Below are 10,946 nucleotides of genomic sequence, written 5' to 3'. Positions count from 1 at the left end.
GATTGCTAGTATGAAGCATGAGAGTTACCTCTTTTTGTCTTTGATTAGTGATTAAGCACCTTTAATCAAAGCGGGTAACTCTCTTCTTTTCAAATTGAAGTGTCAGATCTAGTCGGAACTAATACACTTTATTAATTTTCAACGCCATTTGTCATCATCTAATGGTGACTCGTCGTCGAAAGGGTGATCAGCTTTACTTAGTAGCACTTCCAATTGGTACTCTAACTGGTTAACCGTTTCGTAGTCACCTTCTGAGCATGCAACATAAATTTGCTGTTCAAGTGCTTCAATGTTATCTCGTATTGCCATCGCGCACCTCCTGTATCCACTGATTAAGTGATTTTTATCTATTCTCAAATCTATTGTAGTCAAGTAAACCAAATTCGATAGGTTGATTTTTCTTATACCAAGCATGAACTTTATCGCTAAATGGCCAAAAGTCTGGTGAGCTACGACGAATTGCAAATCTATCTAATAGCTTAACGTAATCTTCTTCACTTCGCATATTGGTTAGGCGTTCAACCAATTCAGGAATATTTTTTTCTTCCATTGACAGATAAGCCTCGGGATAACTACCTAGAACACCTCTGACTATGGTCAAATCATCATTTTTCGGGTCGCGGTTACTTTTTTCATCGAATAAGCTCGAAATGTTAGTGTGCGCATTGTTATGTAGTAGTGTAAATAACTGTTCTTGCCCTTGCTTTGATTTGATCATTATCATGGTGACCTGGGGTATTGAAAGTAAGCCTTCTCCCTTTATCTTATTGACCCCCGAAAGTAACCATTCATTTTGTTGAGAAAAACCAGTGTTGACGATATCAAAATGATCAGACAGCACGGGTTCTAGTTTTTCTTTGAGCATATCAAACAGTTCAGATTTCTGGTTTTCAGAGTGATATACAACACCAGTAGGCTGATCAAATGGAGCAACATTTCGTAGTAAGTAATCGCTTAAATGCTTACTTTGATTTTGATACCAATCTGAGTGCTCTTTGTGTCTAACGTCGCGAGGTAAAAGTGAGAGAAAATTACTTTCCCCTTCAAGTCGCAGAAAATCCATGAACATTCGTGTTACGAGCTGATGGCCAAAGTTACCGTAAACATCAAACCCTGCCACTAATAAATAATGAATTCGTTCGAGCAGCGCATAATCTAAAATCCAAGCCGTTTTGGGCTTTTCCCCAACTAGGCCTTGTACAACCGAGGCACTATCGAAATGACGGAACACCGTGAGTGCGGCATTAGGGTTTACACCATCGCCGGTCCATAGAATATCAGTTGTGAGGTTTTCACCATTTTTGAACCACTGATTACTCGCCTCAGATTTTGCTTGTAAGTAACGCGCTTGCTGTTTGGAGAAATGTATCCAACTATGAATTGGTAAGGTATTACTTTCAAGCTCACCTGGCAGCTCTAAATTGTTTTTTTGTGAACGATAAAAATCGTTAACTTCCGGTAAATCGGCTTTTTCTGGGTCAATAAAGAAAACCCAAAAGCGGTCGTTAATTACGTTGAGTGCTAATTGCCCTCGGCATACAGGACCTTTTATGTAGGCCATGACCGTATTTTGAGCGTTATCCAACATAAATTTGAAGCGAGCTTTAGCGGGAAGCGCATCAAAAGCCGTCATTGGGTTTGCCGAAACTTTAACATCATAGCTCGGTAGCTCAGTTACCTGATAATCGGTATCAATGAACCACGTTTTCCAATCTTCAATCCGTTTTTTGTTTAGAGCATAGGGCATATGTGTTTTATCAACAATGCTGCCCTGTTCTGGTATTAAGCGATAATAGACTCGGTCTACCCCTGGGTCATCATAAGGTCTGCGAGTGCTAATACGCTTGACTGGTTCACCAGGGGGAGTCGCTGAACGGACTAATGAGAAGAACCTTGGTTGCTCTGCAAGCTCAGAGAAATAGAGGTGTGAGAGAAATAGATGCTCATAAATGTAGCGAGCCGTCAGCTGATTTTTTCTGGCACTGTAGTTCAACAGTTTTTCATATTGATCGACAAGTGTGGATTGTTCTGCCGTTAGCGGTATGTGCGCGTTCATCAATGCACCATCTTTTAGCCAAGCCAGCAATGTATTGTATTCATGATCACTTAGGTTTGGCATACCATAAGGCATTCCCCACGTTGGGTAGTCTTTTTCGTATTTTGAATATTCTTCAATAGTTGGGCAAATCTGTTCTCTATCTATTGAAAAATCAAACCCTTCTAACTGAGCTTGTGAAGGGAGCGGGTGAGTTTCTTTTTGCATTAGTAGCTTTGCCACTAATCCAGCTTCCATATTGGCGGTAGGGGTTTGGTCCCGTTCGTTCAGCACAGGGTGAAAGCCAAAGTCTCGCCATTGTTGAGTAAATTCAGCATCTTCAAACAAGCGGGTCGGCTTCGATGCGGTTAGGCGAGTGCCTTGGTAAACGAGATCTTTACTCGCGCCGCGATCGATACCTTCCACAGAAGACATTTTCAATTGGCAAGGCGCATCATAACAGGCGTGACAAACAACACAGCGATTATCAATAATCGGTTTAACTTGATTTAAGAAGAATTCTGCGTGTTGAGAATCCAGAGGCGTTTGCCTAGCTTGAACTTCTGGCTCACCAAATAATTGGTCGTAATTAAGACCAGCGTACATTGCACAGCCTGAAAACAGCGCAACAAGAGTAACAATAAGAAGTCGATGAAATGGCATAGGATTAAATATCTAAAGAATGTGTGGTTATTAAAGCAAATAATCACAGAACATGCCACTGACGGTGTTTTAATATAACCGCAGTTCAAAACAAGTTAAGCGCAATTTTTAATCTATTAAATGAAACTTGCTTGTTTAATGTTCACTTGGATGTTTTTCGTTAAAAAAAGGGTTTTCTTTTCAGTTAGATGTGGCATATTAACTAGGTCTTCACGACATAGCGTACTTCGTATAATGGCTATTACCTCAGCCTTCCAAGCTGATGATGCGGGTTCGATTCCCGCAGTACGCTCCAAAATTATCCAATTCCAATAATTTCAAATAGTTACATCAATTTCAAGTGATCCCAATTGGCACTGATACGACAAGGTATCGCGATGTGCATTTTTCGAAATCGTAACTCTAGCTACTATTCTCGTTTTTACTTTCCCTTTCAATGGGTTAACTTTGAGTACCCAAAAGAAGTGCGTTTTCCTTGTGTACCAAGGAACGTTCCATCGCTATAGATCGATCTTTAGTTCTTCTTCAGTCTGCGCGTTCAATGGTTGTTAAGACAACTCCTGACGCAAGCGTTAGAGAGTTCGTATCTACATTCTAATTGTCTAGTTATGAGTTTCATAACCAGCACAAATTGCCTGTACGACCTCGTCATGACTTACTTTAAGTTGCACAAATACCATACAATCGTAAGGGGTTAAAATGAAGAGGATGTGTTTAAAAAGGTAAAAATTGTGCAGTCAGGCTTAGCTTGCTCTGTCCAACTCAACGTCCAGCCCAAAATATTGTTTTAAGTGGTTAAGAAAGAGCGGATCTTCACACATCGCTTTTTCCGGTTCATCACTGATTTTCGCGACTGCTTTACCATTGCATTGCGCCATTTTAATCACCATCGATAATGGCTTATATCGCTTATTATGGCTCTGCCAATCGCCCATATCATTAGCTAAGAATGTACCAATTCCAAAACTAATATTCGCTCTTTGACTGAAGTACTGACAAATCTCTAGCGCTCTGTCGAAGTCGAGGCTATCTGTGAAAATTAATATTTTCGACATTGGATCAATACCCAAAGCTTGATAGTGAGCAATCATCTTATCGCCCCATATCAATGGACATCCTGAATCGTGACGGACCCCAGCGTAAGCGTTGGCGCGCTGCGCGGTAAAGTCGTTTAAGAATGCATCTATGCCAATGGTATCGGTAAGGGCAATGCCCAATTTGCCTTTAAAAGTTTCGTGCCATCTATCTAGGGCGATTGCTTGGGATTGAGCCGTGTCGACTAGTCGCTGGTGGGCCATAAACCATTCGTGCGCAACAGTACCAATTGGGGTCAGTTGAAATTTTTTAGCAAGGTGGTAATTGCTAGTACCAGACATCAGCTCTGGCGCATGTTGACGAAAATAGTCAACCACATCGTGCTGAACCTGAGCACTGAAGCGGCGGCGGCTACCCATCTCAGAAAACTGGAAATTAGTAATTTCGTGTCGGGCTAACTCAGTTTTTAGTTTGTTGACCTTATTTTGCAAAACATTGTGAAATTGCGCGTAGGGAATACCACTCCACAGCTCACGGTTACGCACTTCCGAGATAATACTCATCACCAAGGTTTCATACAAAATGGTTTCATGCCAAATCCCTTGTATGGAGACTTTTAATTGATTTTGACCATGCTCATCAGCGACGGATACGGTCACTTGTTGTTTTGGAGCAAATCTGAATTTCGCTAAGTAGCTCAGAAAACCTTGGTCGAGATGAGGCGCTTGGCAGTGTAAATAGTCTATTTCATCACGATTAAAATGACAGTCAGTGAGTTTGTTAATCTCTTGCTCTATTTGGTGTTTAAAACCAGTCAGGTTTTCATCTGAACGAACAATGAGCTCATAACGTACTTGAGTTTCAGGATAGAGCCGATAAGCAGCGCACATCATGTTGATCTTATAAACATCAAGATCAAGCGCGCTTTGAATGATTTTGTGGTTGAAAAGCTTGGTATTCATACGGCCATCCTATCTTTTATCTGGCTCTTACTGGTTGGCACTTTAGTAATTTGCATTTGGTTTGTCAAATTACGTTATTAACCATAATTTAGCACTTTGGGTTGGATTGCGCCTATTACCTTTTAGTCTATGCTATCTAATCGGTTTATCTTATTGGCATACGCTTAAAGGTGACCGTCTCAAAATAAATAAGGTTAGTCACAGTTAGTTACTTTCCTGTTGACCTGTAATGTGGCAGTGGTAATGTAACCAACAATTAGGGACTTAGGAAACTGACGATGATAGTGACCATTGACATGATATGTCTTCGAATTGGAACACAAGGCTTGGAGGTGTTATTGATTAAGCGCAATAACCCTGATCGGCCGCAACATGGTCTGTGGTCTATTCCCGGTGGATTCGTATTTGAGCAAGACCTTACTGAGCAAGGTGGGCAGCAAGCCGACCAAGATTTTGAAGCAGCACGTAAACGTATATGTCGGCAAAAAATTCACACCTATCCGCACTACATTAGTGAGCCTATGGTTGAGGGGAACCCCAAGCGAGACCCAGATGGTTGGAGTGTGACGATTGCGCACTATGCGCTGCTCAATAATGCCAATGTCGAGCAGATTGAAAACAGTGGGCTGTGCCAAGAGCAATTAAGATGGTTTACCCTTGAACGCGTACTAAAGGATGAAATTGAACTGGCTTTTGACCATGCAGAGCTCATTAAATTGGCATGGAAGAAACTAAGAGCTGCGATTGAATATACGTCAGTGGCACTGTTTGTTTTGGAAAAAGAGTTTTTGGTGTCGGATATTATCGCGGTCTATGCAAAGTTCGGTGTCGAGGTTAATCGTATGACGGTCAAGCGTCGCTTAATTGATACTGGCGTGATTGTGAGTGCGAAGAAAATGGCGTCGACCAATAGAGGGAAGGGCGGTAAGCCGGCGCAGGTTTATAGCCTTAGTGAAAAAAGTGTGACTTATTTTCAAACCTGTCTGCGCTAAACCCAACAAGGAGTGAATCATGCAAATGCAAACCATAAAGATTGATAAAGCCAAAACAGCTTCGGTTGATGTTGATCCACAGAAAGGTTTTAGTGAGCTATGTCCTAATGAGTTACCTGTTGCGGGGGCGTTAGAGATTGTTGATGAGCTTAAACACAACCACAATAAAGCCAGTATAAGGTTGGTATCTCGTGATATGCACCCACCAGGTGCGGCATGGGAAGCAGAATCACCCGATAGGATGCTGCAACCGGTAGGATTGCCAGAAGTAGACATTAAGTGGAACCCGCATTGTGTGGTAGGAACGCTTGGAGTTGAGCTGCTACCTGGCTTGCCTGCTGTTCGCGAGTACGACTTTCAACTTAACAAAGGCATTGACCCAGACGCTCATCCATACGGGGCGTTTTATCACGATCAAGCCGATAGGTTGTCCACTGGCGGGATTGAGTTTCTACGAGCAAAAGCGATAGATACCGTGATTGTGGGTGGGTTAGCTTTGGATTTTTGTGTCAAGAAATCAGTCGAGCAGCTTCTTGATGCCGGTTTTCGTGTGATCCTAAACCTCGCCTCGACACGAGCCGTTTTTCCAGAAAATGCAAGCACGGTTATTGGCGAACTGGCCGACAAAGGCGTGATATTGGTCGAAAATTCTGACGCTATACTATAAGTCTATTTGACAGTGGTTGTAGGCCATTTTAACTACGTTATTGGATTATCAAGTAAAAACTACATTTCAAACTTTCTACCTTGTGCAAAGAACCCACAAACCGCTGCAAAGATCAGCTCGAAAGGTCAACACGCCCTAGGCTCATCGGCATGACAACTCTTGGGTCAGTTTAAATTGCTTGGGGGTGATGCCGAATTCTTTCTTAAATAATCGAATAAAGTGAGAAATATTTTCATAACCTAATTCTAAAGCGGTATCCGTCACCGACATCGAAGATAGGTAACGCTTAGCTTTAGTCAGGCGAACTTTGGTCATGAATTCTTTAGGGCTTTGAGTGGTGATCATTTTGAATTTTTGACTGAAGTTTGGTAGTGACATATTCACTTCTTCAGCAAAGTCTGAGATCGACATGACTTGACCTTGGTTTGATTTCATCAAGCTGATCACGCGGTTAATCGGATGATTTTTATAGTGGTGTAGAATATCGTGGCAACCTTGTCGTTTTAACAGCTCATAGACTAACTCTTGGCAAGTCAAATCTAACAGGAATGGAATGTTGTTATCTCTGCTTTGCAGTATTGACTGTACTCGTACATGCGTATTAAGCAATTGATCTTGTAATTGCTCGAGCTGAAATTGGTTATGGTCAAATTTGACTTCGCAGTCTACTTCAAGTTGTTCGCTCACTTGTGAACGTACGCCATCAATAATTTCGTCACTAAATTCGTAAACTAATGCCTTAGTGTACTCAGTCATCGACATATAAACTGTTGAATGCGGAGGAAGTAACACACATTGCTCTCGCTGATAACTAAATTGTTCCGCTTGATCAATCACCACCTCTTTGTGGCCCTGTAAAATAGTACAAAGACGTGGTGCATCGTATGAGCGGTATTCATCATGAAAGTGTTTTGGCAAATCGTAGTACAGGATATTTAACAATGAATCAGTGACTGTCTCAGGACATTTAATTGTTAATGATGTGGGGTTATTGACCCAATCTTACCTCGATCATCAAGGAATTAGCTGTATCGCTGATCATGATACACAAGAATACGTCGAAAATGGTAAATTGGTGAAGTTACTACCGAACTATCGAACGGAACAAGTTCATGGTTGGCTACTTTATCCTCGGAAGAAAACCTTGTCACGGCAGGCTAAGGCGCTGATCGATTATATTCTAGAGAGGTTTCCAGAAAATAGTGAGCCCAATCTATAACAATACGATGAAGTACCCTCTATAAATTTGGGGGGTACTTCAAAGATAATTTACATTGCGCTAGCTAAATGAAGTTCGATTTTATCGATAACCTCTTCATCTTGTAGCAGATCAAATTTTCGAGCGAAGAAATTTGTACTAGAAATAAGTTCAGATGCGTCACCGATATCGAACGTTCTTGGGCGAAGTTTTATATCACCATCAGGAACCCAATCAATCATACGCAAGTCATCTTGAATAACTTCACCATGGCAATCGTTATTCATCATCACTGTTTGGAAGAAACCTTCATCAGCAATAAACGTGTTCTTGTAAAACTCCTTATAAGGTTCAGAAACACTGCTGTTACAGACAAAGTCACAAAATCTGCGAGATACAATCATCCACTGAGTTCCAATGAATGGGGTGATCCCAGTCATGAATCTTCTAGATAGTTTAGGTCGATAAAGTTGTTCACCGAATTCAAAACACATATTGTGAATACGATTTATTGTTTCTGGTCGGTTTTCATTTTGATCAAGCGCCCGTATGAACTCTTTACTCGGGTTTTCTGCTAAAAAATTGTGGATGTAGGCTTGAGTTTTTAACGGAAAATCTTGGCCACTTAGATTGATAAAGTGAGTCCAGTTTTTACTGGTTTCGAGTAGTTTAGCCATGCCACGAAGCTCAATATTGACCAGACTATACCCACCCCACAATGCATTTTCAGGCTCTAGAACTTCAGCGTTAGGGTAGTCTTCTAAATAGGTCGAAATAGTATTCGATATTTCTTTACCTGAGCTCTTATCAACATGCACCAAGTAGTGATTTTCAGGGTGGTATATAGCTCTAAATAGACGTTTAAATTGCTCTGGATATCGATGCACTAAAACAAGGTAAGCAATCATGACAGTATTCCTTGAGAAAGCGGGAATAGTATTTTCACGCTCCAGTTCTCTCAGTAAGGAAAAGGATATTTTTGAGGTCAAGGCGTGTTCTTGCTCACTCCTTATATTGGGGTAGATAGCCATAATGCAATGGGGTGATGACGATTAAATGAGCAATAAACTAGTTAGACGAATTACCCATGGTATGTGTGTGGCTCGCGGCAAGTTACGAGTCACACACTTTTATCTGAAGCAAAATGTCTTAAAGACCTTTTTGATATTGCTTGTTGGTTGTTGCGGTCATTGAAGCGACTAGTTGCGCTTTTGCGTTATCATCACCAGTCAAGCTTTGTTTAAACAGCATGATCAATTCAGATTTACTAATGCTGACTTTGGTCTGTGTGGGGATATCTCTCAAATCAATCATCACATCAGTAAAGGTAGCGGGTAAATCATTGAGGATATCGAGGTTCAGGAAGTTCACATCGTTATACAAGCTGTTGTGACTACTTTTTTGTTTGTTGATCACATATGACGTATCTTGAAGGTTGATGATTGACGCGTTCTTTTCGCAACGTTTCATGCAACCTTTATTCATTCGCTGTTTCTTGCAGCCTATGCTTTGAATAAACAGACATTGGCGGCTAGTTAATAGGTTGATGGGGTGATAAATGCTGTAAAAAAGCTTGAACCCATTTGATTTAACTAAACGTTTCATTTGCAGCGCATTTAATTCATTAGAGATAAAAGCACCAACCCCTTTTAGCTCTTGATTAATACACTGAAGGGCAAATGAATTGGTGATGTTCAGTTGTGGACCTGCCACCCATTGTAGCCCTAGTGACTGAGCAAGTTCTGCAACGCCAAGGTTGTTGGTCACAACGAGGCGCGGCATAGTTTGAGTTAATAGTTCACGCGCGGCTTGATAGTGTTCACCAATCAAAATCGCAGGGAAAAATGGAATCAAGTCTGGATGAGACTTAAATAGAGCGATCATTTCATCCAATTGATAATTCAATGCGTCGGGTAATTGATAGAAAAAGCTAGCGTCTGGGTGACTATCTAGCAAACCTAAATCGGCGGTATCTGCAATTAAAACCGATAATGCAGACGGTTGCTGAGCACTTACATTTGATTCAGCTTTCGGCAGTGGAATATCAATGACTTCACCACTACCTTTCAAACTGCGTGTACGACCAGTTTCAATTGGCATCGCCTGTGTAATATTGTTTACCTTACGGATGAGGTCTGTCGTTTTATCAAAAAGTGACTTTTTCACTTTCATTGTGTCATCAGCAGTACGGCATTGATACACTTTACTGAAGTGAGTAACAGTATAGCCGCGTGGGTTATCGATATACATATCACGATGAATATCACCTTGCAGATAGCCGTTGCTAAAATCACGGTTAAAGACACTGTACAGCTCGGTCATATCATTATGAATATCACCAGTTTCACAAAAGTGATCGATTTGTTTACGCCAGTTATCGACCACCGTATAGACGTAATGAGCTTTTTTGATTCGCCCTTCAACTTTCAGAGAATAGACACCAGCTTTGGCTAGCGCTTCCATATCTGAATACGCCGAATTGTCTTTCAAATTGAGTGGATAGTTTTTTCCAGCCTCGGTAGTTTGATATTGGTCACGGCATGGTTGGCTGCAACGCCCGCGGTTGCCGGATGCGCCATTGCGCTCTGAACTGAAATAGCACAGACCTGAAAAACCAATACAGTAAGAACCATGAACAAAGACTTCCATCAGCACGTCATGTTTACGCCCAAACTGAGCTAAGTGGGTAATTTCATCGATGTTAAGTTCGCGAGAGAGATTGACACGGCTAGAACCGAGTTTTCCTAAAAGCAATATTTGCCCTTCGTTATGCGTATTCATCTGCGTTGAGGCGTGCATATCCAAGCTAGGAAAATGGTGTTTGAGAATATATGCCAGACCAAGATCTTGAATGATCACCCCATCAATACTGGTATCAACCAACTGTTTAAGTAGACGTATGACAGCAGGAATCTCACTTTCTAAGACAACGATGTTTAAAGTCAAAAAGATTTTACAATGATGTTGATGAGCAAGCTTGAGCACGCCTTCAAGCAAATCCAATGTGATATTGGCCGCACGATTTCGGGCGTTGAACCGTTCTAATCCACAGTAGATAGCATCTGCACCCGCAGCAATGGCCGCTTTAATGGATTCTAAGTCACCACCTGGGGCCAATAACTCAAATTGTTCTTTTTGAAAAGCCAAGCTCATTTACTCTACATATTGTTATTTGGATTGTGGATTATATAGATCATGGTCACATTTATCGAGCCAGTTGCGATGTTTAATCTAAACGCAGAGAAGAACTGGGGATGCGATAGCAATAAAAAAGGTTCATCGCGGATTAGCGGGAACTAAAAACAAAAAAACGGTAGTAAGTGATATGGTTTAGTCGCCAAACAAAAATCATACACAAACTACCGTTTCCATGTCGAATCATACTTTCCTATCT

At 41.3% G+C, this 10,946-nt stretch carries 9 protein-coding genes and 1 tRNA gene; 4 read left to right on the top strand and 6 right to left on the bottom strand.

The annotated features are described in order from the left end of the window. Positions 1–138 precede the first annotated feature (138 nt). Both AACW06_RS18005 and AACW06_RS18000 read right to left on the bottom strand, forming a co-directional pair. A complete protein-coding gene (locus tag AACW06_RS18005) occupies positions 139–309 on the bottom strand; it encodes a hypothetical protein (protein WP_192076131.1) in 171 nt (56 codons plus the stop codon). 34 nt (positions 310–343) lie between these two features. Continuing rightward, positions 344–2,698: a fatty acid cis/trans isomerase gene (locus tag AACW06_RS18000; RefSeq protein WP_192076130.1), complete on the bottom strand. Its 2,355-nt coding sequence runs from the start codon at positions 2,696–2,698 to the stop codon at positions 344–346. Positions 2,699–2,918: 220 nt separating this feature from the next. Between AACW06_RS18000 and AACW06_RS17995 the strand changes: the two genes are divergently transcribed. Further along, positions 2,919–2,993, top strand: a tRNA-Gly gene (locus AACW06_RS17995). A gap of 448 nt (positions 2,994–3,441) precedes the next feature. Here AACW06_RS17995 and pncB read toward each other — a convergent pair. Next, the gene (gene pncB / locus AACW06_RS17990; protein WP_192076129.1) at positions 3,442–4,695 is read right to left on the bottom strand and encodes a nicotinate phosphoribosyltransferase; all 1,254 of its coding nucleotides are present in this window, start codon (positions 4,693–4,695) and stop codon (positions 3,442–3,444) included. Positions 4,696–4,973: 278 nt separating this feature from the next. Between pncB and AACW06_RS17985 the strand changes: the two genes are divergently transcribed. Together AACW06_RS17985 and AACW06_RS17980 are read left to right on the top strand one after the other, a co-directional pair. Beyond that, complete coding sequence (locus AACW06_RS17985) at positions 4,974–5,687, top strand: NUDIX domain-containing protein (protein WP_192076128.1); 714 nt, start codon at positions 4,974–4,976, stop codon at positions 5,685–5,687. Between the two features lie 19 nt (positions 5,688–5,706). Next, positions 5,707–6,354 carry an isochorismatase family protein gene (locus tag AACW06_RS17980; protein ID WP_192076127.1) on the top strand — a complete coding sequence of 216 codons (648 nt, stop codon included), beginning with the start codon at positions 5,707–5,709 and terminating at the stop codon, positions 6,352–6,354. Between the two features lie 141 nt (positions 6,355–6,495). On the opposite strand, the gene AACW06_RS17975 is transcribed toward AACW06_RS17980, so the two are convergent. Beyond that, the gene (locus AACW06_RS17975; RefSeq protein ID WP_238336742.1) at positions 6,496–7,272 is read right to left on the bottom strand and encodes a helix-turn-helix transcriptional regulator; all 777 of its coding nucleotides are present in this window, start codon (positions 7,270–7,272) and stop codon (positions 6,496–6,498) included. A gap of 31 nt (positions 7,273–7,303) precedes the next feature. Between AACW06_RS17975 and AACW06_RS17970 the strand changes: the two genes are divergently transcribed. After that, positions 7,304–7,573, top strand: a complete 270-nt coding sequence (locus AACW06_RS17970) for a LysR substrate-binding domain-containing protein (protein ID WP_192076126.1) — start codon at positions 7,304–7,306, stop codon at positions 7,571–7,573. A 50-nt stretch (positions 7,574–7,623) separates the two neighbouring features. On the opposite strand, the gene AACW06_RS17965 is transcribed toward AACW06_RS17970, so the two are convergent. Together AACW06_RS17965 and AACW06_RS17960 are read right to left on the bottom strand one after the other, a co-directional pair. Further along, positions 7,624–8,460 (bottom strand): beta-1,6-N-acetylglucosaminyltransferase, encoded by an 837-nt coding sequence (locus AACW06_RS17965; protein ID WP_192076125.1) that lies wholly within the window; start codon positions 8,458–8,460, stop codon positions 7,624–7,626. 241 nt (positions 8,461–8,701) lie between these two features. Beyond that, positions 8,702–10,705 carry a peptidase U32 family protein gene (locus AACW06_RS17960; protein ID WP_192076124.1) on the bottom strand — a complete coding sequence of 668 codons (2,004 nt, stop codon included), beginning with the start codon at positions 10,703–10,705 and terminating at the stop codon, positions 8,702–8,704. Positions 10,706–10,946: the final 241 nt, after the last annotated feature.

Source organism: Vibrio sp. S12_S33, from assembly GCF_963889785.1.
In the GTDB taxonomy this organism is placed as follows: Bacteria; Pseudomonadota; Gammaproteobacteria; order Enterobacterales; family Vibrionaceae; genus Vibrio; species Vibrio aestuarianus.
This window is presented reverse-complemented; position numbering and strand designations above follow the sequence as displayed.

Coding starts and splice junctions, on each gene's coding strand:
- AACW06_RS18005 (WP_192076131.1), bottom strand. CDS start 309: ATGGCAATACGAGATAACATTGAAGCACTTGAACAGCAAATTTATGTT.
- AACW06_RS18000 (WP_192076130.1), bottom strand. CDS start 2,698: ATGCCATTTCATCGACTTCTTATTGTTACTCTTGTTGCGCTGTTTTCA.
- pncB (WP_192076129.1), bottom strand. CDS start 4,695: ATGAATACCAAGCTTTTCAACCACAAAATCATTCAAAGCGCGCTTGAT.
- AACW06_RS17985 (WP_192076128.1), top strand. CDS start 4,974: ATGATAGTGACCATTGACATGATATGTCTTCGAATTGGAACACAAGGC.
- AACW06_RS17980 (WP_192076127.1), top strand. CDS start 5,707: ATGCAAATGCAAACCATAAAGATTGATAAAGCCAAAACAGCTTCGGTT.
- AACW06_RS17965 (WP_192076125.1), bottom strand. CDS start 8,460: ATGATTGCTTACCTTGTTTTAGTGCATCGATATCCAGAGCAATTTAAA.
- AACW06_RS17960 (WP_192076124.1), bottom strand. CDS start 10,705: ATGAGCTTGGCTTTTCAAAAAGAACAATTTGAGTTATTGGCCCCAGGT.